Annotated in this window: 22 protein-coding genes; 12 read left to right on the top strand and 10 right to left on the bottom strand. The window is 66.5% G+C overall.

From position 1 onward, the window contains the following. The first annotated feature begins 3 nt into the window (after window positions 1-3). From AB5L97_RS13750 to AB5L97_RS13740, 3 genes are all read left to right on the top strand, one after another. Window positions 4-576: an adenylate kinase gene (locus tag AB5L97_RS13750; RefSeq protein ID WP_307955983.1), complete on the top strand. Its 573-nt coding sequence runs from the start codon at window positions 4-6 to the stop codon at window positions 574-576. 92 nt (window positions 577-668) lie between these two features. Next, window positions 669-1502: a type I methionyl aminopeptidase gene (map, locus tag AB5L97_RS13745; protein WP_369045080.1), complete on the top strand. Its 834-nt coding sequence runs from the start codon at window positions 669-671 to the stop codon at window positions 1500-1502. Window positions 1503-1539: 37 nt separating this feature from the next. Beyond that, on the top strand, window positions 1540-2463 hold the full coding sequence (locus tag AB5L97_RS13740) for an NADP-dependent oxidoreductase (RefSeq protein ID WP_369045079.1): 924 nt from the start codon (window positions 1540-1542) through the stop codon (window positions 2461-2463). An 88-nt stretch (window positions 2464-2551) separates the two neighbouring features. On the opposite strand, the gene AB5L97_RS13735 is transcribed toward AB5L97_RS13740, so the two are convergent. The 3 genes from AB5L97_RS13735 to AB5L97_RS13725 all read right to left on the bottom strand — a co-directional run bounded on the left by AB5L97_RS13735 (window position 2552) and on the right by AB5L97_RS13725 (window position 5866). After that, complete coding sequence (locus tag AB5L97_RS13735) at window positions 2552-3898, bottom strand: ABC transporter substrate-binding protein (protein WP_369045078.1); 1347 nt, start codon at window positions 3896-3898, stop codon at window positions 2552-2554. 118 nt (window positions 3899-4016) lie between these two features. Beyond that, a complete protein-coding gene (locus AB5L97_RS13730; protein ID WP_307955655.1) occupies window positions 4017-4916 on the bottom strand; it encodes a carbohydrate ABC transporter permease in 900 nt (299 codons plus the stop codon). Further along, window positions 4913-5866: a carbohydrate ABC transporter permease gene (locus AB5L97_RS13725; RefSeq protein ID WP_369045077.1), complete on the bottom strand. Its 954-nt coding sequence runs from the start codon at window positions 5864-5866 to the stop codon at window positions 4913-4915. Before AB5L97_RS13725 ends, AB5L97_RS13730 begins: the two co-directional genes overlap by 4 nt. A gap of 215 nt (window positions 5867-6081) precedes the next feature. Between AB5L97_RS13725 and AB5L97_RS13720 the strand changes: the two genes are divergently transcribed. Then, window positions 6082-7116, top strand: a complete 1035-nt coding sequence (locus AB5L97_RS13720; protein WP_369045076.1) for a P1 family peptidase — start codon at window positions 6082-6084, stop codon at window positions 7114-7116. A gap of 228 nt (window positions 7117-7344) precedes the next feature. Here AB5L97_RS13720 and AB5L97_RS13715 read toward each other — a convergent pair whose 3' ends face one another. After that, entirely contained in the window at window positions 7345-8190 is an 846-nt protein-coding gene (locus AB5L97_RS13715; RefSeq protein ID WP_369045075.1) for a type IV toxin-antitoxin system AbiEi family antitoxin domain-containing protein, read from the bottom strand. Between the two features lie 690 nt (window positions 8191-8880). On the opposite strand from AB5L97_RS13715, the gene AB5L97_RS13710 reads away from it, so the two are divergent. After that, complete coding sequence (locus AB5L97_RS13710; protein WP_369045074.1) at window positions 8881-9789, top strand: SRPBCC family protein; 909 nt, start codon at window positions 8881-8883, stop codon at window positions 9787-9789. On the opposite strand, the gene AB5L97_RS13705 is transcribed toward AB5L97_RS13710, so the two are convergent. After that, window positions 9786-10916 (bottom strand): NYN domain-containing protein, encoded by a 1131-nt coding sequence (locus AB5L97_RS13705; protein ID WP_369045073.1) that lies wholly within the window; start codon window positions 10914-10916, stop codon window positions 9786-9788. The genes AB5L97_RS13710 and AB5L97_RS13705 overlap by 4 nt on opposite strands. A gap of 262 nt (window positions 10917-11178) precedes the next feature. Between AB5L97_RS13705 and infA the strand changes: the two genes are divergently transcribed. The 7 genes from infA (at window position 11179) to truA (ending at window position 15503) form a co-directional block, all read left to right on the top strand. Then, window positions 11179-11400 carry a translation initiation factor IF-1 gene (gene infA, locus AB5L97_RS13700; RefSeq protein WP_011775571.1) on the top strand — a complete coding sequence of 74 codons (222 nt, stop codon included), beginning with the start codon at window positions 11179-11181 and terminating at the stop codon, window positions 11398-11400. Between the two features lie 65 nt (window positions 11401-11465). Next, a complete protein-coding gene (gene rpmJ / locus AB5L97_RS13695; RefSeq protein WP_011775570.1) occupies window positions 11466-11579 on the top strand; it encodes a 50S ribosomal protein L36 in 114 nt (37 codons plus the stop codon). Window positions 11580-11764: 185 nt separating this feature from the next. After that, window positions 11765-12142, top strand: coding sequence for a 30S ribosomal protein S13 (gene rpsM, locus AB5L97_RS13690; protein ID WP_066499470.1), 378 nt, complete (start codon window positions 11765-11767; stop codon window positions 12140-12142). Between the two features lie 44 nt (window positions 12143-12186). Further along, a complete protein-coding gene (gene rpsK / locus AB5L97_RS13685; protein ID WP_307955661.1) occupies window positions 12187-12588 on the top strand; it encodes a 30S ribosomal protein S11 in 402 nt (133 codons plus the stop codon). A 183-nt stretch (window positions 12589-12771) separates the two neighbouring features. Then, window positions 12772-13785 (top strand): DNA-directed RNA polymerase subunit alpha, encoded by a 1014-nt coding sequence (locus tag AB5L97_RS13680; protein ID WP_307955662.1) that lies wholly within the window; start codon window positions 12772-12774, stop codon window positions 13783-13785. A 59-nt stretch (window positions 13786-13844) separates the two neighbouring features. Continuing rightward, a complete protein-coding gene (gene rplQ / locus AB5L97_RS13675; protein ID WP_369045072.1) occupies window positions 13845-14489 on the top strand; it encodes a 50S ribosomal protein L17 in 645 nt (214 codons plus the stop codon). A 156-nt stretch (window positions 14490-14645) separates the two neighbouring features. Further along, complete coding sequence (truA, locus tag AB5L97_RS13670) at window positions 14646-15503, top strand: tRNA pseudouridine(38-40) synthase TruA (protein WP_369047445.1); 858 nt, start codon at window positions 14646-14648, stop codon at window positions 15501-15503. A gap of 325 nt (window positions 15504-15828) precedes the next feature. On the opposite strand, the gene AB5L97_RS13660 is transcribed toward truA, so the two are convergent. Genes AB5L97_RS13660 through cpaB form a run of 5 tightly spaced genes read right to left on the bottom strand, consistent with a single transcriptional unit; the run spans window position 15829 to window position 21123 of the window. Beyond that, entirely contained in the window at window positions 15829-16707 is an 879-nt protein-coding gene (locus tag AB5L97_RS13660) for a type II secretion system F family protein (protein WP_369045070.1), read from the bottom strand. Between the two features lie 10 nt (window positions 16708-16717). Next, window positions 16718-17662: a type II secretion system F family protein gene (locus tag AB5L97_RS13655; protein WP_369045069.1), complete on the bottom strand. Its 945-nt coding sequence runs from the start codon at window positions 17660-17662 to the stop codon at window positions 16718-16720. Window positions 17663-17666: 4 nt separating this feature from the next. Then, window positions 17667-19190 carry a CpaF family protein gene (locus AB5L97_RS13650; RefSeq protein ID WP_307955667.1) on the bottom strand — a complete coding sequence of 508 codons (1524 nt, stop codon included), beginning with the start codon at window positions 19188-19190 and terminating at the stop codon, window positions 17667-17669. Further along, a complete protein-coding gene (locus AB5L97_RS13645) occupies window positions 19187-20389 on the bottom strand; it encodes an AAA family ATPase (RefSeq protein WP_369045068.1) in 1203 nt (400 codons plus the stop codon). The genes AB5L97_RS13650 and AB5L97_RS13645 overlap by 4 nt, the downstream gene beginning before the upstream one ends. After that, entirely contained in the window at window positions 20386-21123 is a 738-nt protein-coding gene (gene cpaB / locus AB5L97_RS13640; RefSeq protein ID WP_369045067.1) for a Flp pilus assembly protein CpaB, read from the bottom strand. The genes AB5L97_RS13645 and cpaB overlap by 4 nt, the downstream gene beginning before the upstream one ends. Window positions 21124-21128: the final 5 nt, after the last annotated feature.

The following is a 21128-nucleotide window of genomic DNA, read 5'->3' as shown; positions in this document are numbered from 1 at the left end:
AGAATGCTCCTTATTGGCCCTCCCGGCTCCGGCAAGGGCACCCAGGCAGAACGTGTGTCCGAGCGCCTCGAGATCGTAGCGATCTCCACGGGAGACATCTTCCGCTACAACGTCAAGGAGCAGACTCCGCTTGGCATCGAGGCCAAGAAGTTCATGGACGCAGGCGACTTCGTCCCGGACTCCGTGACGAACAACATGGTGCGTGACCGCCTCCTCGAGGACGACGCCGCCAACGGCTTCCTCCTCGACGGCTACCCCCGCACGGTGGCCCAGGTCGAGTACCTCGACGGGATCCTCGCGGAGAAGGGCCAGCAGCTCGACGTCGTGCTCCAGCTCACCGCGGACGACGACGAGCTGGTTGCCCGCCTCCTGAACCGCGCCAAGGAGACTGGCCGCAGCGACGATACCGAGGCCGTGATCCGTCACCGCCTCCACCTGTACCACACGCAGACTGAGGCCGTGGTGTCGCAGTACGCGGACCGCGGCACGCTGACCCGCGTGGACGGCATCGGCGCCGTCGACGAGGTCACCGAGCGCGTGCTGGCGGCCATCGAGTCCGTCAAGTCGGCCTCGTAAAGGCTTTTTGAGCACGACGACGCGTGGCGCCGTCCGGCGGGCAACCTCCGGGCGGCGCTTCGTCAGTCCTGAGGGTGAGTGACGAGGAGAGGATGGCTGTGGGCAGCCAGCGGAAGATCGAGTACAAGAACAACGGGCAGCTGCGGATCATGGCGGAGGCCGGCGTCCTGCTGAGCCGGGCGCTGGACGCGGCCGTGGCCGCCGTGAAGCCGGGAGCCACGACCGACGAGATCGACGCGGCGTTCGCCGAAGTGGTCGACGCCGCCGGCGCCCAGTACAACTTCCTCGGTTACTACGGCTACCCGAAGCACATCTGCGTGTCCGTCAACGACGAGGTGGTCCACGGCATCCCCGGCCCGCGGAAGCTCGTCGACGGCGACATCCTCTCGATTGACGGCGGGTGCATCGTGCGCGGCTGGAATGCCGACTCGGCCCGGACAGTGATCGTGGGGGAGGGCGATCCGGAGGACGTGCGCCTGTCCGAGATGACGCGCCAGGCCATGTGGCGGGGCATCGCGGCGTTTGCCACCGGGTCCCACGTGGGCGACGTCGGTGACGCGATCGACGACTTCGTGTCTGCCCAGGACGGCGCTCCGCTCGGCATCCTCGAGGACTATGTGGGGCACGGCATCGGCTCCGAGATGCATATGGCGCCCGACGTGCTGAACTACCGCACCGGCCACCGCGGCGCCAAGATCAAGCCGGGCATGGCCCTCGCGATCGAACCGATGCTTGTGCGTGGATCCATCGAGACCAAGACCCTCGACGACGAGTGGACCGTCGTGACGACGGACGGCGCGCGCGCCTCCCAGTGGGAGCACTCCGTGGCCCGGCACACGGGCGGCATCTGGGTGCTCACGGCGGAGGACGGTGGCGCCTCCGAACTGGAGCCCCTCGGGGTCACCCCGGTCCCGATCCCCTCCTGACGGAATACCTCTCGGCAGCACCGGGTTGGCCACAGTCATGAAGGCATTGACTTACAGCACCTACGGCTCCGCGGACGTCCTCGAGCTCACTGACCTCCCCACGCCTCATCCGGGCTCCGATTCCGTGCTCGTGAAGGTGAAGGCCGCGAGCATCAACCCTGTGGACTACAAGGCCCGCGAAGGCTACCTCCGCCGCGTGCTCGATACCGTGTTCCCCGCGGTGCCGGGCTGGGACGTCGCTGGCGTCGTGGTCAGGCCGGGCCTGGACACTCCAGAGTTCGCCGCGGGCGACGAGGTCCTCGCCTATGCCCGCAAGGACGTGATCTCCGGCGGGACGCTTGCCGAGTACGTGGAGGTTCCCGTGCGGACGGCGGCCCGGAAGCCTGAGGGCCTGAGCTTCGAGGCCGCCGCCGCGCTGCCGCTCACTGGCCTCACGGCGCTCCAGACCGTGCGGCGGGCGGGCGTCTCGGCCGGGCAGACCGTGCTCATTCATGCCGCCGCGGGCGGCGTGGGCTCCTTCGCAGTCCAGCTCGCGGTCCTCGCGGGCGCGCGTGTGATCGGCACGGCGTCGGAGCCCAACCACGGCTACCTCCGCTCGCTCGGGGCGGAGCCTGTCGCCTATGGAGACGGCCTCGTGGACGCCGCGAGGGCCCTGGCCCCCGAGGGCTTCGACGTGATCCTCGACTTCGTGGGCGGCGACGCGATGGACATGGTCCCGCAATTGCTCCGCGAGGGCGGCATGGTTGCCTCGATCACCGACCCTCGCGCCCGCGACACCTACGGCGGCCAGTACGTGTGGGTCCGCCCCCACTCGGAGCAGCTCGCCGAGCTGGCACAGCTCGCGGCCGAGGGAACGCTCAAGGTCGAGATTGCCGATGTCTTCGAGCTCGACCATGCCGCCGAGGCCTACCGCAGGCTCGAGACCGGCCACGTGCGCGGCAAGCTCGTCGTCCGGGTCTGATCCGTCCTCCGACGCCCGTGAAGCGCGACGACGCCGCTCACCCCGGGAGGTGAGCGGCGCCGTTGTGTGCGGTTGCCGCAGGCGGAGGCTAGGCCTTCAGCTTCGGCTTGACGTCCTTCTCGTAGATGCCGGTCAGCGTCTTCTTGAGGTCCGCGAGCGTGGCCTTGACGTCGCCCTGCTGAGTGACGATCTTGGCGACGGCCTTGCCCATCTCCTGGTCCGCACCCGGGAGGAAGACGCGGGCGTTGTCCTGGACCTTGGTCACGGCGAGCTGGTCGATCGCGGTCTGGATCTGCGGTGTCTTGGCCAGCACTGCGGTCATGTCCGCGGACTTGCGCACCGGCATGTAGCCGGTTGCCGAGGAGAAGAGCGCGGCGTTCTCGGGCTCGCCCACGAACTTGATGAACATGGCCGCGGCGAGCTGCTGCTCCTTGGTCACGCCCGCGGAGATCGCGAGCCCGGCGCCGCCGGTCGGGACCACGGGCTTGGAGGCCTTGGGGCCGCCCGGGAGGAAGCCGACGCCCACGTTGAACTTCGAATCCTTGAGGATGCCCACGAGTCCGCCGGTCGAGTTGATCGTGGTAGAGGCGATGCCTGCCGCGAAGTCGGCGCCCTGATCCTTCGAGGACACGCCGGCCCACTTGTCCTTGTAGACCGAGTCCTGGATCCACTGCATCGCGGCGACGGCGTCGTCCGAGTCACACGTGATGTCCCAGCCCTTGGACCAGCCCGAGCCCCAGCCCCACAGGTTGTTCTGCATGGTCCAGCCCGCGTAGCCCGCCAGCGGGCCGTACTGGAATGCGTTCTGCGCAGCGCCCAATGCCTTGAGCTTGGGGGCCCACTCAGCGAACTCGGTCCATGTGGTCGGCGCACGGTCAGGCAGACCAGCGGCCTTGAAGTGGTCCTTGTTGTAGTAGAACAGCGGCGTGGACCGGGCATACGGCATGGCCCACTGCTTGCTGTTGTACTGGTAGTCCTGCACGAGCGAGTCGCGGTAGTCGCCCACGTTGACGCCCAGCTGCTTGTTGAGCGAGTCCAGCGAGATGATGCTGTCGTTGATGAAGAAGCGGAACCACCACACGTCCGAGAGCACCGAGACGGCCGGCAGGCCCGTGTTCGCGGCCAAGGCGGCCTGGAGCTTCTGAGCGGTCTCCTCGTAGTTGGCGCCCGCCGTGACGAGGTTGACCTTGATGTTCGGGTTGGCTGCCTCGAACTTGGAGATGAGCTGCTTCTCGACGTCCTCGGACTTGCCCGGGTGGCTCGACCAGAAGTCGAACATCGCGGCGGGCTTTACGCCCGAAAAGTCGATGTCCGCTGCGGCGGTGGTTGCCGCGGTGCCCGAGGTGTCCGGGCCGCCGCACGCGGCGAGGGCCGCAGCGGCTGTGCCGGCTCCGGCCAGGCCCAGGAAATGGCGGCGGTCGAGTCGGAATGACATGGTGTGCCTTTCGTTATGGGTGCTTTGGGGAACGGGTCTGGGGGCGCACGACGGCGGGTGGCCAGCGTCGCGCTCGAGGCGAGCGGGCGGCGTCGTGCGCCGACTCCGCCCGCAGCGCCTAGCCGGTGACGGAGCCCTGGGTGAGGCCGGCGACGATGTAGCGCTGGAGCATCGCGAAGACGATGAGCACCGGAAGGATCACGAGGACAGCGCCCGCCATGAGGATGCCCCAGGTGCCGCCACCGCCTTCGGAGTTCTGCAGCAGGGTCAGGCCTACGGGCAGCGTCATGACCTCGGGCTTGTCCGTGATGATGAGGGGCCAGATGTAGTCGTTCCACTCGGACACGATCGTCACGAGCGCCACGGTGGCGATCGAGGGGACCGAGATCGGCACCACGACCTGCCACAGGCGCTTCCAGTGACCGGCGCCGTCGATCTCCGCCGCCTCGAGGATCGAGCCGGGCAGCGTCATGAAGTGCTGTCGAAGGAGGAACGTACCGAACGCCGTGCCGAGGCCCGGGAGGATGATGCCCCAGAGGGTGTTCTTCCCGCCGATGCCCGCGATGAGCACGTAGTTCGGCAGGATCGAGACCTGCGAGGGAACCATGAGCGCCACGAGGATGAGCACGAAGATCACGTTCTTGAACGGGAAGCGCACAAACACGAGGGCGTACGCAGTCATGATCGCAAGGGTGACCTTGACGGTGGCTCCGACGGCGGTGACGATCGCCGAGTTGAGGAAGAACCGCCCGAACGGCACGGTGGTCATGGCCGTGGCGTAGTTGTCCAGGGTGACCGAGTCGGGGAGGATCTTGAGGTCCGTCGTGAGGATCTCGTGCGGCGTCTTGAACGAGCTCAGCACCATCCACAGCAGGGGCAGGGCAATGATGAGCGTCGCGATGATGAGCGGCAGGTAGCCGCCCGCGATCGTGCGGACGAGGTTCTGCGACGAGAACGGCCGCGGGCGAACGGGTTCACCGGCGTGGGCGGAGACTTCGACGGGTGCGGGGGCGCTCATGCGTAATGCACCTTCTTCTCGACGAAACGGATCTGCACCACGGTGATCACGAGCAGGATCACGAAGAGGACCACGGAGATCGAGGCCGAGTAGCCGGCGCGGTTGTACGCGCCGAAGGCCTGGAGGTAGGCCTCGTAGATCAGGGTGCTCGTCCCGTTGCCGAGCGGGGTCATGATCCTGATCAGGTCGAAGGCCTGGAGGCTCGAGATGATCGTGGTGATGAGCAGGAAGAACGTGGTGGGGGAGAGCAGCGGGAGGCTGATGCTCAGGAAGCGGCGCACAGGCCCGGCGCCGTCGAGCGACGCGGCTTCCATGACGTCGTTCGGGAGGGACTGCAGCCCTGCGAGGTACACCACCGCGCAGTAGCCCAGGTTCTTCCAGACATACACGACGATGACCATGGTCAGCGCGAGCTGCGGGTTGTTGAACCACTCCGGGCTCTTCGCGCCGAAGCTCCGCAGGACCCACGAGAGGGCGCCGTAGCCGGGGTCGAAGATGAACATCCAGACGAGGCCCACGCCAACGCCCGAGAGGACGTAGGGGGCGAACACCGCTGACCGCGCGAATGTGGTGCCGCGGACCTTCGCGTTCAGGGCGAGGGCCACGAGGATCCCCAAGACCATGGAGAGCCCCACGGTGAGTACCGTGAAGAGGCCCGTGGTGCCGAGGACTCGGGGGGCGTCGTCGCTCGTGAAGAACGTGACGTAGTTGTCGAGCCCGATGTTTCGGGCGGTCTTCGAGCCGAGCGTCCAGTCGAGGAACGAGTACTGGAGGTTCGTGAAGAGCGGTCTGTACGTGAACACCCCGATCAGCACCAGGTTCGGGAGGGCGAACGCGAGGAAGACCCAGAAATCGCGCCGCGTGCGGCCTGCGAATCGTGGGCGCCGGTGCTCTGGCTTCGGCTGAGCTGATGGGGACTGCGAACTGCGTTCCAGTGTTAGATCGCTCATGGACGAACCCGGCGGATGGCATAGGACATTGAGAAGACCTTCCTTCGGTCTTGGGCATACTCCAAAACCCCCCGAGATAGTGGATCATGGCGCGATGTTACGGGTCACCGAAATCTGGTGAACGTGGGATGAATTTCCCCTCGTGTATCCGAGAGTTAACCCTGTGTTGGTATCGGGAGTGGCCAACATCACGGGCCCCCGCGTTGAATGGGCCCATGGGATCCCTTCTCGATGTGCCCGGGCTCCGGGTTGGACACGCACAGCGCACGGACGGTGGGTGGCTCACGGGAGTGACCGCCGTCGTGCTTCCTCCCGGCAGCGCCGGAGGGGTGGACGTCCGGGGCGGCGGGCCTGGAACGATCGAGACTGACGCCCTCGACCCCTCGACCCTCGTGCAGACCGTGGACGGGATCGCGTTGACCGGCGGGAGCGCGTACGGGCTCGCGTCCGCCAGCGGTGTCCAGCTGTGGCTCGAGGAGCAGGGTCAGGGGCATCCTGTGATGGGCGGGGTAGTGCCGATCGTGCCGGGGGCTGTGATCTTCGACCTCGGCCGCGGGGGCGACTTCCGCGCGCGACCCGATGCCGCGATGGGGTACTCGGCCGCTGCCGCTGCCGTGGGCCTCGAGGACGCGCCAGACGGCGGTCTCCGTGGCTGCGTCGGGGCCGGCACCGGTGCGGTGCTCGGCAGGGGGCAGTACAAGGGCGGCGTCGGGATGGCTTCCGTGCGACTTCCCGGCGGGGCCGTGCCGGGTCCGCCCGGGGCGCCCGAGGTCTCGCTGCCTGAGGGGATCGTCGTGGGAGCGATCGCCGTCGTGAACGCCGCGGGGTTCCCGGTCTTCGCCGAGGCCGGCGCGCATACGCGGGAGGGCTGGTCCGGCGCGCCCGTGGTCAGCGGCACCGTGCACGACGCCGCCCGCTCGCCCGAGTCGCTGAACACGACTCTCGCGGTGGTCGCCACCAACGCGGCACTGACACCGGCGGAGAGCAGGCGGCTCGCGACCGCCGCGCACTCGGGCCTGGCCCGGGCCCTGGACCCCAGCCATACGCAGGTCGACGGCGACACGATCTTCGGTGTCTCGACGAGGGCCATCGAGTTCGACCGCTCGACGGACGCGGGGCGCGTCGTGGGGCTCATGATGGTCCAGATCGCCGCCGCACAAGCTGTGCGCGAGGCGATCCTCGACGGAGTCCGTTCGGCTACTGCTGTCACCACGCCAGCAGGTTCCTGGGAGCCGTACCCGGCGGCGTGAGGGCTGACTGGTGGGTTGGCGGCGGGGGGCCTGTCGGCTCGAGGCTTACGCGCGGATAGAGGTTTGCGCGTGCTGCGGTTGGCCCGGAGGCGGCGCCGCGAGCGTGTACCGAGGTCCCCAGCTCTTGGGGCCACCCGCGGTGCAGGGCGTCCGCGAGCCGCTTGATCATGCGGGTTGAAGGCAGAAGCTGGGGACGAAGGCACCGAAAGGTGGGGAGGAACGCACGCCTCACAGGACTGGCAGCCTGCCCATGGAAAGCCGAGCCGCCACGACGGCCTTGACCCGCTCAACCATCTGATCCGGATGATGCACCAAATCGCCGTAGCCGACCCGAACTACCGCCAGACGCAGCGTCTGCGCGTGGGCATCACGCGCGTAGTCCTTGTACCGGCTCGCGGGCTTCTGGTGCTCCTTGCCGTCGGTCTCGAGGATCACGCATTCCTCTATGAGGTGATCCACCCAACCGACGCCTCCAATCTCTACCTGCGACCGTACGCGCAGGCCTGCCCGGCGCAGATGGGTCCGGGCAAGAGTCTCCACGAGCGAGTCGGCCCCCGGCTCGATCAGATCGAGCACCGCGCGTGCACGGCCGTTGCGGCGCCCTGGCAACTGCGCGAGCAGGTAGTCCTTCGACAATCCCTTCTGGACAGCAGACTCGGCAATCACGAGGGCCTCGAGCTCCGGCAGGCAGGAGAGGGCATGCAGCACCACATCGGCGAGGGACGCGAGCCGGCTCCCCAGATCGGCAGCGACCCACGACTGCCGGTGCACTACGGCTCGGTCCGACACCAGGCGCCCGTCGGACCGCAGCAGATGCACCTTCTCGGGCTCGTGCAGCACCCAGAGTCCGTGACACTCGGCTGCGGACACGCAGGTCAGGAGGGAGTTGGTCGTCAGGCACCGCACGAGCAGGGGGTCGGCGTCGGGAAGTGCGACGACGCCCCGCGCCGGCCGATCGATCGAGCCCTTCGCCAGCGCTGCCTGCAGCTGACGGCGGCTCACGCCCAGGGACAGGAGCTCCCCGGTGCGGGCGGCACCATTCCTCAGAGCGACGAGCTCCTTGACGTCGGGCATGCCCTCATCGTCGCTGGCTCCAATCCGGTACTGCGACGGCTTCAACTCCTATGTGGACAACAACTCATATGTGGACAAGGCGCGACAGCGTGGTCCGGCGTGGGCAACGTGCCGCATCGACGCGAAGGGACGCGTTGCGGCCGGCTGGCAGCCGAGAAGGCCTTCGAGGGCCTTCCGCGCAGGAAGCACTCTTCGCGAGAGGACCTCTAGGGCGGCCCGAGTCCGGTGGGTGCTGCACGGATGGCTGATCGGTACCGTGCTCCCCAGGTCTCGGATGAGACGGCACCCGGTCCGCTCTCTCTGGGTGCTGCATGTATGGCTGATCGGTACCGAGCTCCCCAGCTCTTGGCGCGTGCCGGCGCTCGGCGCTCGCGGGTTCCGCGGGATCCTGCGGGTTGAAGGCTAAAGCTGGGGAGCTCGGTACCGAAAGGTGGGGAGGGACGCGCGGGATCCTGCGGCCGCCGGCTCCGGGGCCCCAGCTTGCAGCGGCGCCTACGGGCCTCCCTCTTGCGGGTTGCGGGTTCGGCGCCCCGGCCCCGGCTTGTCGGCCTCCGGCCGATGGCTTCTGCGGCCGTCGGCATCGCGACCCCGGGGACCTTCTCCTCTGGGCCGGCCGTCCGCGATTCGCTTGACTGAAGGCGCAGCCGATCCGAAGGCGGCCTGGCCGCCCTCCCAGAGGAGATGAGAACGATGGCACAGAGCCTCGTCCGGAGCGTCACGATCAATGCCCCCGTGGAAAAGGTGTTCGCCTTCTTGAGCGATCCGACCGATTGGATGCTCGCGTTCCCCAGTGAATCAGAGGTCACCGACCTCGACATCAAGCCCGGCGGAGTGGGTACGTCGGCCAAATGGACCGCCAAGATCTTCGGCGTCAACATGTCTGTGACTCACGAGTATCGGGAAGTGATCCCCAACCAGCGCATCGTGTCCAAGGCCTCGGCCGGACCCGTTGTGACGTTTGCCCTCGAGCCGGTCGAAGGCGGGACCGCCCTCACGGTTGACGAAGACATCGACGTTCAGACGCCGCTCGTTCGCGTCCCGCTCCACGCGCTGCTGGTCAAATGGACCGAAGGCGACATTGAGGCAATGGTGGCGAACGTCAAGAGCCTCGTCGAGACCGGGCAGAAGGCGGTCACCGCTGCCGACGAGAAGCCCCGGGGCACTCACCTCCTGGCCGCGTCGGACGAGATCAGCATCGCGGCGCCGGTCGAGAGGGTGTTCGAGATCGTCAAGGACCCCTCGGTGTGGCTGGGGGAAGACGTCGAGATCTCAAACCACACGGTCACACCCGCGGGTGTTGGGACAACGTTCACGGCGTCTTGGAAGGTTTTGGGCATCCCGCTGAAGACGACCCACGAGTACACCGAGTACGTCCCGGACGAGCACTTCACCTCGAAGTCCTCCTTTGGCCCCGAGTTCAGAATCTCCGTGGCTCCGGAGGGCAGCGGGACCAAGCTCACGTACGCATACGAGGTACTCCCGTCCAACTGGGCTGATGCGGCCGTGGACTCCCTCGTGATGAAGATGTCGGAGCGCAGCCAGAAGGAGTTGCTCGCCAAGATCAAGGCCACTGCTGAGGCAGGGGCCAGCCAGTCCTAGCCCGCGGCAGACGCCGAACGCCGGTGCACCACGTAGCCATGCCTCTCGTCGCGGTCGAGCGCAAACGGCGTTGCCACGAGCGCATCCTGGAGCATTCCGGCGAACTTGCTGTACCCGACGTCGCTGAAGTCGGTTCCGGCAACATGCCGGCGCACGAGCAACCCGGCCTCGGCGGCGGGCAGCCGCTTCTTTGCGTCCACCACCGCGCCAAGCGGTCCGCTCAAGAAGAGGGCCCGAACGGCACGAAGGTAGGCCGTTCGGTTCTCGTTGTCGAAGGGCTCCGCGGACGACGGCGGCGTGCCGGCCTGCGCTGGTGGCCTCACCCGGCGCTGGGGTTCCGGAGGGGCGGCAGGTGCCTCGGGGGCAGCGGGCCGGTGGACAGCAAGCCCACAGTGCTTCTCGACGAAGGCGCCGAGCGCGGGCGAGCCGAAGTCCTTGAACGTCACGGAAGGCCACTTGCGCCGCAGATGCTGGCCGAGGGGAGAGCCGTCGACCCTGCCTTTGACCCGCATCCCGGGATTGCGTTCGATCGCCGCGAGGATCTCGGCGCGGTATTCCTTGAGGGTCGGACCGGTAGTGCGGCCCGGCGCGGCGGCCGGCTTCGCTGGTGCCGGGTCAGGCGGGGCGACCTCGAGCACGTGGTACTCGTCGGCAGCCGATGCCAGGAGGTGGTTGACGGTGCCGGCGGCCGCGTGGTTCGTCGAGGCCACAATTACGCGCTTGTTGAGCTGTCGGAGACGGCGGACGAGCGGGACGAATCCGCCGTCACCGCTCACGATGACGAAGGTATCCGTCCACGGCCGGTCCTGAGCCTCAGCAAGGACGTCGACGCACATCTGGATGTCCGCCGCGTTCTTGACGTTCCGGGTGAACGAGAAGACCTGGACGGCCTCGATCCCGTGGGCGAGGAGATCGTCCTGGTACGAGTGCATGGCCGGCTGGGCCCAGTTCGCGTAGGCCCGGATAGCCGTGGCCCGGGCCCGGCTCCCGTTGCGGAGGAGGCCCTGGAGCTGCGTGGCAATCGGCGCCAGTGGAACCGAGCCCACGTCCTTGGAATACCCTCCGAACAGATTCTCCAGATCAATGAATACGGCAGCGTTTCCCTGACGCTGAGCAGCCTCGGCCATTCGTCCCCCCAAGCGGTCCCTCAGATTGAGGAATTCTCCCATGCCGCGTGCAGGACTCGGTCTCGGGCGGCCGCGGGCGGACCGGTCGGGCAGGGGCCCGTGTACCATGGGCCGATTTAACTTCCGGTCCCATGAGGCGTACAGTTGTGTGTTGGCTGTCGGTCCTCCCATGCCCTTTTGGGGGTGCGGGGACGCCAGTCGTCAAACCATACACGTCCGTCGGGGGCACAGTGCGCCCGGCGGCAGACAGTAAGCGGAGGCTATGGCCAAGAAGGACGGTGTCATCGAGATCGAGGGCGTCGTGACTGAAGCGCTGCCCAACGCGATGTTCCGCGTTGAGCTGACGAACAAGCACGTCGTACTCGCTCACATCTCGGGGAAGATGCGCCAGCACTACATCCGCATCCTCCCTGAGGACCGCGTAGTGGTGGAGCTCAGCCCGTACGACCTGACCCGCGGCCGGATCGTCTACCGCTACAAGTAAGCAGCACGCCCGGGGGCACCCGGGCGTTCATGCTGACCACCTGCAGAACACGCAAAGGGAACACCATGAAGGTCAAGCCGAGCGTCAAGCAGATCTGCGACAAGTGCAAGGTGATCCGCCGTAACGGGCGGGTCATGGTGATCTGCGAGAACCCGCGCCACAAGCAGCGCCAGGGCTGATCCTTCCCCGTCAGGGAGAGGGACCAACCCGGGCAACGCCCACGCAACAACTAGAGAAGGCAGCACAAGCTGCGCTGGGACGAATGGGCCCGGACAGCTGACCCCCGGTCCGGAGGCTGGGGCCGCTCGAGAACGAGCGGGTGTACTGCCTACGACCTCCGGTGAACACAAGGAGAACCGCCACTATGGCTCGTCTCGCTGGCGTTGACATTCCCCGCGAAAAGCGGCTGGAAATCGCGCTTACTTACATCTATGGCGTGGGCCGCACCCGTGCAAAGGAAACGCTCGCTGCCACGGGCATCAGCGCGGACGTCCGGGTCAAGGACCTGACGGACGCCGAGCTGGTCCAGCTGCGTGACTACATCGAGGGCAACTACAAGGTTGAGGGTGACCTCCGCCGCGAGGTGGCCGCCGACATCCGCCGCAAGGTCGAGATCGGCAGCTACGAGGGTCTGCGCCACCGCCGGGGTCTCCCGGTCCGCGGCCAGCGCACCAAGACCAACGCTCGCACCCGCAAGGGTCCGAAGCGCACCGTCGCCGGCAAGAAGAAGGCCGGCCGCTGATAGCGGCTTCGGTCACCCAGAAACCTCAGGTAGGAGAGAGCTAAATGCCCCCGAAGACTCGTGCTGCGGTCCGCAAGCCGCGCCGCAAGGACAAGAAGAATATCGCGCTCGGTCAGGCGCACATCAAGAGCACCTTCAACAACACCATCGTGTCCATCACGGACCCGTCCGGTGCTGTGATCTCGTGGGCCTCGGCCGGCGAGGTCGGCTTCAAGGGCTCCCGCAAGTCCACCCCGTACGCCGCCCAGCAGGCTGCGGAGTCGGCTGCGAAGCGCGCCCAGGAGCATGGCCTCCGCAAGGTCGACGTGTTCGTGAAGGGTCCGGGCTCGGGCCGCGAGACCGCGATCCGCGCGCTGCAGGCCGCTGGCCTCGAGGTCGGTTCCATCTCGGACGTGACCCCGAGCGCGCACAACGGCTGCCGCCCGCCCAAGCGCCGCCGCGTCTAACAAGTTGCCGGGGCCGGTGGGACCCGTCCGCGAGAGGTGACCGCCCGGCGTCGTGCGTCAGAAATGGCGCACGACGCCGAGTGCCCGCCTCGAACGGATGCCCCGCCTGGCTTCATTACTTAGTTCAGACCCCATCCATCTGTGTTGCGTCATATAGCGGATGCTTCCTGAAAGGAAAACCAAGTGCTCATTGCACAGCGCCCCACCCTGTCTGAAGAAGTAGTATCCGAAAACCGCTCCCGCTTCGTCATCGAGCCGCTGGAGCCGGGCTTCGGGTACACCCTGGGCAACTCGCTGCGCCGTACGCTGCTCTCCTCGATCCCGGGGGCGGCAGTGACCAGCATCCGCATCGACGGCGTGCTGCACGAATTCACCACGGTCGAGGGGGTCAAGGAGGATGTCACCGAGATCATCCTCAACCTCAAGAGCCTCTCGATTTCCTCAGATCAGGACGAGCCCGTCGTCGCGTACCTGCGCAAGCAGGGCCCCGGCGTCGTGACCGCCGCGGACATCGCGCCGCCGGCCGGCGTGGAGATCCACAACCCGGATCTGCACATCGCCACCCTGAACTCCAAGGGCAAGTTCGAGCTCGAGCTGACCATCGAGCGCGGCCGCGGCTACGTGTCTGCGGCGCAGAACAAGTCCGGGGATGCGGAGATCGGCCGGATTCCGGTGGACTCGATCTACTCGCCCGTGCTGAAGGTGACCTTCCGCGTGGAGGCGACCCGTGTTGAGCAGCGCACCGACTTCGACAAGCTCATTGTCGACGTCGAGACGAAGCCGGCCATCGTGCCGCGCGACGCCGTTGCTTCCGCCGGCACCACCCTCGTGGAGCTGTTCGGTCTCGCCCGCGAGCTGAACACCGCCGCCGAGGGCATCGAGATCGGCCCGTCCCCGACGGATGCCGCACTCGCCGCGGACATGGCGCTTCCGATCGAGGATCTGGACCTCACCGTCCGTTCGTACAACTGCCTCAAGCGCGAGGGCATCCACTCCGTGGGTGAGCTCGTGGCCCGTTCCGAGGCGGACCTGATGGACATCCGGAACTTCGGCGCGAAGTCGATCGACGAGGTCAAGGCCAAGCTCCTCGAGCTCGGCCTCTCGCTGAAGGATTCGCCCGTCGGATTCGACCCCCTCGCCGCGCGCGCTGCCGCGGGCGACGAGGACGACGCTGCCTTCAGCGACGACGAGCTCTAAGACAATTCTGCCCGCTGCCGGTCCCGTGCCGGCAGCGTCCCACACGAGGAGAAACTACTATGCCAGCACCCGCCAAGGGCCCGCGTCTGGGCGGTGGCGCTGCTCACGAGCGCCTCATGCTCGCGAACCTTGCTACGGCTCTTTTCGAGCACAAGCGGATCACCACCACCGTGACGAAGGCCAAGCGCCTCCGCCCGGTCGCCGAGCGCCTCATCACGTTCGCGAAGCGCGGCGACCTCGCCTCGCGCCGCCGTGTCCAGGCCGCCATCTCGGCGCGCACCAACACGAACAAGGGCATCATCCACGAGCTCTTCACCGAGATCGCCCCGCAGATGGCGGAGCGCAACGGTGGCTACACCCGCATCACCAAGATCGGCAACCGCAAGGGCGACAACGCGCCCATGGCTGTCATCGAGCTCGTGCTCGAGCCGGTCTCGGGCAAGCAGGCTGTGGTGAAGGAGGCTTCCTCGGCCACCGCCAAGGCTGCCCCCAAGGCTGAGGCCACCGTCGAGGCTCCGGCCGTTGAGGTCGAGGAGACCGAGGCTGTCGAGGCTGAGGTCGCCGAGTCGGAGACCGAGGTTGTCAAGGAGGAGGCCGCCGAGGCCGAGTCCGCTGCTGAGGCTTCCCGCGAGACCGCAGCCGAGGCCGAGTCCGCCGAGGCCGAGGCTGCTGCCAACGAGAACGCCGAGAAGCGCTCCCGCTGAATCGCGCCGTGACGCCTCGATAGACTGGGGCTCATGAGTGCAGAGAAGGCCCCCGTTCCCGATTCTGGGAACGGGGGCCTTCCGGCGTCTGCGGGGGGTTCTGGGACGCCCCTGGTGGTCTCCGGGGCGCACGACGGCGCGGGGCTGGCTGGCGCTGTGCGCGTCCGGCTCGATCTCGCGTACGACGGCGCACCGTTCAGCGGGTGGGCCCTGCAGCCAGGGCTTCGCACGGCTCAGGGGACACTGGAGGAGGCGCTCGCGCTCCTGTTGCGTCGGCCGGTCCGTGTGGTGGTGGCCGGGCGCACAGATGCCGGGGTGCACGCGCGCGGGCAAGTGGTGCATCTGGATCTCACGGGGGACGAGTGGGCCGGTCTCTCGCGTCGGTCATCGGAGTCGCCGGAGCACGCCCTCGTTCGGAGGCTGGGCGGCGCTCTGAGCCGAGTGCTCGGGGAGGCGACGGGCGCGCTCGTGGTGCATCGCGCGGTCGTTCCTCCGCCGGGGTTCGACGCGCGGTTCTCGGCGCTGTGGAGGCGCTATTCGTACCGGATCGCGGACCGGCCCGAGGACTGGGACCCGGTGCTGCGCGGTACGACGCTGTGGCACCGCGCGGAGGTGGACGTGGCGCGCATGAACGCCGCCGCCGAGCAGCTTCTGGGGCTCCAGGACTTCCTCGCGTTCTGCAAGCCGCGGGAGGGGTCCACGACGGTCCGGACGCTCGAGGAGCTCTCGTTCGAGCGGCTGGACGGCGGCGTGGTGGTTGCCCGGGTGCGCGCGGACGCCTTCTGCCACAACATGGTGCGCGCCCTCGTCGGCTCGGCGCTGCGGGTGGGGGAGGGGCTCGAGAGCGTTGAGTGGCTGCACGAGCGGATGCTCGCGCGCGTGCGGGACGCGAAGACGCGCCTCGCCCCGGCGCACCCGCTCGTGCTCGAGGAGGTCGGGTACCCGGAATCCCCCGCGGAGATGGCCGAGCGAGCGGAGCAGACAAGGGCGCGGCGCGACCTTATCGGTGGTTGAGCGCGCAGTCGAAACCCCGAGGCACGCCATTGAAGCCACAATGGAGGAGCCCCCTCCGGTCTGGGTTCCGTGAGGGGGCTCCGTCTGTAGGGCCCAGAACGGGCGTGTGAGGGCGTCACGGGATACCGAGAATGGTCCTGATCGATGTCGCCGCTGTTGTGAAGTACGTTCCCAAGGCCGCGCCGAATAGACCAATTCCCACCGAAATGACCACGGCGATCAGGCCTAACAGTGCGGCATACTCGGTCGCAGTCGCTCCTCGTTCAGGGTGTTCTGCGCCTCGCCGAAAACTGCGCTCAGATCTGTGAAGTTCCACGGCGGATCTCTACGAGAAGGTCTTGATGATGCCCATAATTGCTGGGCCGAGGATGATGATGAACATGGCCGGAAGGATCGCGAAAATCAGGGGGAAGAGGATCTTCACGGGAATCTTCATGGCATGCTCCTCGGCCCGCTGCCGTCGCTTGAGGCGCATCTCCTGGGCCTGCGTCTTGAGGACCTTGGCGATGGCGATGCCGTACTGGTCGGCTTGGACGATGGATCGAACAAACGCCCTGATGTCCGGGAAGCTGGCCCGAGCGGCCAGATCCGTATAGGCCTCGCGGCGTGAGCGGCCCACCTGGATATCCTGCAGTGTCCTGACGAATTCATCGGACAATGGACCCGTCGTGCTTTCAGAAGCCCTAGCCATGGCGCCTTCGAATCCGATGCCTGCCTCGACCGAGATGAGCATTTGGTCGAGCATGTTGGGCAGCGCCAGTTGCATCGCGTGCCGCCTCTTCTGGGCGGAGTTGTTCAGGAGGATGTCGGGCACGAAGTAGAACAGCGCTCCGAGGGCGATCAGCAGGAGGAAGCGAGGGCCGTCCGGGTGGGGGAGCAGAACAAGTATGCCGAGGAAGAGCCCGAGGAGGGCCAGAAGCGGTTTGGCGACGAGCACGCGGTCCAGGGGCCATGACCGAGGCCGACCGGCGCCTGCAAGCTTTCCGTCGAGCCATGCGGTGTAGCCGACGGGAGTGATCCTGCGAGACAGAGCCGTGAGGGCCTCCGAGATCGACGTCGTGGAATGCTTCGGCCCGGCTTTGAGGAGTCCGAGGTTCTTCTCGATCGCGGCTCGCGCGCTCCGGTCTGGTGTGACGATGCTCCAGGTCAGGAAGGCGACTGGAAGCACGATCGCAAGGATTGCTCCAATTGCTAAGACGTTCATGTCTAGCTCCTCAGTACTTCGGCTTGATGAGTCGGCTGAGCCAGAAGGTGCCCACGAGCAGCATGATGACGACGACGGTGAGCATGATCCAACCCGGCACGGTCGTGAGGAAGGTGGTCGCGTAGTACGGATTCACCAGCATCATGAGGAAGAACATGATGATCGGCAGCGACACGAGCACTACACCAGACGTACGGCCCTCAGCGCTCAGGGCCCGCACCTGGCGGGCGATCTGAGCTCGTTCGCGGATGGTCTCGTTCACGTTGTCGAGGAGTTCGGCGAGATTGCCGCCGACTTCCCGATGGGTCTCTATGGCTTGGGCCACCCAGAGGAAATCCTCGCTCTTCATGCGCGACGCAGTCTCGAGCAGCGATTCCGTGAGGTCACGGCCGATACGCGATTCGTTGACCACGCGCCGCAACTCCTCACCCATGGGAGATTCTGCCTCGCTCGCCGCTCCATCGACGGCCCGCAGGAGGCTGTGGCCAGCTCGCATGCTTCCGGAGAGCATCTGCAGCGTGTCCGGCAGCTGCTCCGCGAACTTGGCTTGCCGACGTGAAGCGAGGGTGTTGAGGCCCACAACGAAGAGGATGGGAACCACCACGGCGAAAAGGAGGCCGAGGGCCAAGCCACCGAGAACGAAGCCCAGAATGGCACCCACGAGGGTGCCTGCCCCGGCCATGAGGACGAAGTCGCCAACGCGGATCTTGAGGCCGGCCTGCTCGAACTTGTCTGCGTTCGCGAATCGGAGCTGCCGTCCCTGCAACGACCTGGTGATGGCACTGACTGCGGTGTTGGTCAGTTTGGTCAGGGCCGACGAAGAGGTTTCCTGCTGTTGAGGCCGGCGTCGCCCAATGGCGACGGTCTTCCGGGAACGCAGAACAACGATCACGAAGAGCAGGAGCCCCGCGTAGATGGCCAGAATGCCGGCGACGAGCATGAAGGGGGAATCCACAGCGTCACATCTTCCCGTAATGTTGGCCGAAGATGGATGGGCTGATCTGGATTCCCAGATCGCGGAATCGTTCCGTAAACCGTGGGCGCACTCCAGTGGGGATCGGCTTGCCCAGGAATCGCCCGTCGGCATCGAGTCCGGCTGCGTAGTCGAACAGGAATGCATCCTGCAGAGTGACTACGTCTCCTTCCATGCCCTGGACTTCGGTCACGTGGGTGACACGCCGCGTTCCGTCGCGGAGGCGCGTGAGGTGCACGATGAGGTTGACGGCCGATGCAACCTGCTCGCGGATCGCCCGCAGGGGCAGGTCCATTCCGGCCATGAGCACGAGAGTCTCGAGGCGTGCGATCGAGTCACGAGGGGAGTTGGCATGGACTGTCGAGAGCGAGCCGTCGTGCCCCGTGTTCATGGCTTGGAGCATGTCGAGGGTCTCGCCTCCACGGACCTCTCCGACGATGATCCTGTCCGGCCTCATGCGGAGCGTGTTACGCACAAGGTCGCGGATCGTAATAGCGCCCTGGCCCTCGATGTTGGGCGGGCGGCTCTCGAGGCGAATCACGTGCTCCTGCTGGAGCTGGAGTTCTACGGCGTCCTCGATCGTCACGATCCGCTCGTCGTGCGGGATGAACGAGGAGAGCACATTGAGGAGGGTGGTCTTGCCTGTGCCCGTACCGCCCGAAACGATGATGTTCATGCGTGCCCGCACGCAAGCATCAAGCAATTCAGCCATCTCGGGGTTCAGCGTGCCCAGTTCGATGAGCTTATTGACACTGAGGGCTTCGCGCGAGAATTTGCGGATCGTGAGTGCCGCTCCGTTCACGGCGAGCGGCGGAATGATTGCGTTGACACGAGAACCGTCTGAGAGACGCGCGTCGACAAGGGGCGACGATTCGTCGATGCGCCGGCCCACGCGCGAGACGATTCGCTCGATGACGCGGCGCAGCTGCTCCTCGGAGGAGAACGTCGTCTCAGTAGCGAAGAGCTGGCCGTGGCGCTCGATGTAGACCTGGTCGGCGCGGTTGACCATCACCTCAGTGACACTCGGATCGTCAATGTATCGTTGAAGCGGCCCGAGTCCGAGGACATCGTCCATCGTCTCGTCGATGAGCCGCTCGCGCTCACTTGCGGACAGTGGCACCGACTGGTCCGAGACGATGGAACGAAGCTCGGTGCGGACAAAGTCGTGGAGGTCGGCCTCGCTGAGTGCCGAGTCGGTGATGCGACTCCCGACGCGCTCATACAGCTCGACGCTTACCCTCTGCTTGAGCTCTCTCAGCGCGAGGCTCGTCCGCACGCTCCCGGGCGTGGCGACGTCGTGGACGGCGAGGCGGGCTTCGGCGTCGGCTGCGGCTTTGGCCTGAACACGGGTGCTGAGGTTCGTCGCGGTGTGTTCGGGCGCGGCAAGTTCTAGCTCGGTGACGGGCAGCGCCGTCGTCTCAAGATTCCCGTGTTCTTCCGGCGGCGCCGCGAACACAGCGGGCGGGCGTCGCTCACCGCGGGCATCCAGAAGGCGGTCTGATAGGTTCACTGGAAGTCCGCCCTTCGGTGCAATTGCTTGTGGTCACGGTTGTCCCATTGGGGCCTGAACCGATCGATGAGCTTGCGCAGACCCTTGACTACGGGATCCCGCAGGCCGTCCTGGAGCGCCGGGACACCGCGATTCGTCGAAAGCGGGAGCGAGCGCGAGCGGGGGAGGACGACGTCGACTGGCACCCCGAGGGTGGCCTCAACGTCCTGGAGCGTGATGCCAGTCCTGCGGTCCGCCATGTTCAGCACCACATGCCGATGTTCGGGGAGCATATGAAGCTCGTTGAGGATCTCGAGGCCCGACTTGAGGCCGCGCACACTCGGAATGTCCATGCCGCAAACCCACACCACGTCGCTCGCCTGGTCCAGAGTCGCCAGAACATGCTCCCCCAAGCCGGGCGATGTGTCGATGATGATGTACTGGAAGTCCGCCGCAAGGTGCTTGATGAGTTCCGCAATCCCGTCCGGGGAGATCTTGTCGGCGTCGGCCGGATTCCTCGGGGCGCACAGCGCATAGATGTTCGTTGGATGCGGGGCGAGATAGGTCTTGAGCGAAAGGGAGTCCATCGGCCCGCTCGCTGCATCGAGAATGGTCCGTTCGGGGTTGAGCATGAGGGCGCTCGCGACGTCGCCGAACTGCAGGTCGAGATCCACGATGACCACCGACATCGGCGCAATCTTGCCAAGCCCGACGGCGATGTTAGTGGCTATCGTGGTCTTGCCAACACCTCCCTTGGGCGACATCACCGCGATGATCCGCCCGTGCGCGTGCTCCGACTCATCGCCGATGGTGCCGATCGGCGGTGCCGCTGCGAGCCGAGAGGTAGCCGAGGCCGCAGCCTGTTCAAGGTGGCTGCGGAGGGACTCTGAGTCGGCCGTTGGGATCACGAGGTCCCTGACGCCCGATCGCATGGCCGACAGAGCCAGATCAGGCGTCGGCTGGGCCGCGTAGATGAGGCTCACATGCGGATGACGCGCATCAACCGCCGTGGCGAATTTGAAAGCGTCGTCGGAGCGCAGGTCCGGCCCGAGGATCAACACCTCGATAGGCTCACCCACGAGTTGGTTGAACACGTCGTCGATGCTGGCGGGCAGGAAGTTCGCCTGGAACGTCTGGAGGGCACCGGGAAGGCTCGCCGCAGCCAGCCGGATTCGGTGTTCGAAATCAGCGTCTGCTGTGATGAGAGCGAAGCGGCTCATCGCAAGACCTTCGCCCGATCAATGCCGCCGCCGTTCTCGACCGCGGACGAGGGCTCCTTCGAGAGGTACAGCTTGCCGAACTCGGCAGCAAACACGATCTTCTCGGCGTCAGCGGCTGTACGGGCTATGGTCACGAGGTATTCGGAGGTGCCACCACCACCGCCGCTGTTGATGCCGCCTCCACTGCTCGGCTGTGGGGAGGCTGTCGCATTGTTCTGCGCCGCAACCCCCGATGTGGTTTGGATGCCGGTCACGAGCACTTTGTGGAACGAGAGTTGGGTCTGCGAGGGCGCGTTTTCCTCTTTGGAGAACGAGAGGAAGACGCCTACCGTGTCGCCGGCGGAGAGGGCTCCTCCGACGACCCGTTCGATGGGGAGCCGGACCGTGACTTCCTGCATTCCGGCCGGGACGGCCGCGCGGCCGGGACCATTGAGTGCGCCAGCTTCCACGAATCGGGACGCAAGGAGTTGTTCTCCCGGCTGGAGGGCCACCGACGCGACCTTCCCCTGGATGGCCCCGAGGTCCGCGACTGCGTCAGCTGCGAGGACGCCCTTGGGAACGGGCTTCTTGGCGACGGAATCCCCGAGGCTTCCGACCGCAGTGCCGGCAATGACTGGCTTCTGCACGACGTAGACGTCCTGCGTCTCCGTGTTGGCGAACGCGCGGGCGTCGGCTCCGTTGACATAAATGATGAGAAGTGCGGCGCCAATGATTGCGACAATCAGAGCGGCCACGCCTC

Origin of the sequence: Sinomonas sp. P10A9, from assembly GCF_041022165.1 — a bacterium.
GTDB lineage: Bacteria > Actinomycetota > Actinomycetes > Actinomycetales > Micrococcaceae > Sinomonas > Sinomonas puerhi.
This window is presented reverse-complemented; position numbering and strand designations above follow the sequence as displayed.

Coding starts and splice junctions, on each gene's coding strand:
- AB5L97_RS13740 (WP_369045079.1), top strand. CDS start 1,540: ATGAAGGCATTGACTTACAGCACCTACGGCTCCGCGGACGTCCTCGAG.
- AB5L97_RS13705 (WP_369045073.1), bottom strand. CDS start 10,916: ATGGCCGAGGCTGCTCAGCGTCAGGGAAACGCTGCCGTATTCATTGAT.
- rplQ (WP_369045072.1), top strand. CDS start 13,845: ATGCCAGCACCCGCCAAGGGCCCGCGTCTGGGCGGTGGCGCTGCTCAC.
- map (WP_369045080.1), top strand. CDS start 669: ATGGCTGTGGGCAGCCAGCGGAAGATCGAGTACAAGAACAACGGGCAG.
- AB5L97_RS13720 (WP_369045076.1), top strand. CDS start 6,082: ATGGGATCCCTTCTCGATGTGCCCGGGCTCCGGGTTGGACACGCACAG.
- AB5L97_RS13725 (WP_369045077.1), bottom strand. CDS start 5,866: ATGAGCGATCTAACACTGGAACGCAGTTCGCAGTCCCCATCAGCTCAG.
- AB5L97_RS13645 (WP_369045068.1), bottom strand. CDS start 20,389: ATGAGCCGCTTCGCTCTCATCACAGCAGACGCTGATTTCGAACACCGA.
- infA (WP_011775571.1), top strand. CDS start 11,179: ATGGCCAAGAAGGACGGTGTCATCGAGATCGAGGGCGTCGTGACTGAA.
- rpsM (WP_066499470.1), top strand. CDS start 11,765: ATGGCTCGTCTCGCTGGCGTTGACATTCCCCGCGAAAAGCGGCTGGAA.
- AB5L97_RS13735 (WP_369045078.1), bottom strand. CDS start 3,898: ATGTCATTCCGACTCGACCGCCGCCATTTCCTGGGCCTGGCCGGAGCC.
- AB5L97_RS13710 (WP_369045074.1), top strand. CDS start 8,881: ATGGCACAGAGCCTCGTCCGGAGCGTCACGATCAATGCCCCCGTGGAA.
- rpmJ (WP_011775570.1), top strand. CDS start 11,466: ATGAAGGTCAAGCCGAGCGTCAAGCAGATCTGCGACAAGTGCAAGGTG.
- AB5L97_RS13750 (WP_307955983.1), top strand. CDS start 4: ATGCTCCTTATTGGCCCTCCCGGCTCCGGCAAGGGCACCCAGGCAGAA.
- AB5L97_RS13660 (WP_369045070.1), bottom strand. CDS start 16,707: ATGAACGTCTTAGCAATTGGAGCAATCCTTGCGATCGTGCTTCCAGTC.
- AB5L97_RS13730 (WP_307955655.1), bottom strand. CDS start 4,916: ATGAGCGCCCCCGCACCCGTCGAAGTCTCCGCCCACGCCGGTGAACCC.
- AB5L97_RS13715 (WP_369045075.1), bottom strand. CDS start 8,190: ATGCCCGACGTCAAGGAGCTCGTCGCTCTGAGGAATGGTGCCGCCCGC.
- rpsK (WP_307955661.1), top strand. CDS start 12,187: ATGCCCCCGAAGACTCGTGCTGCGGTCCGCAAGCCGCGCCGCAAGGAC.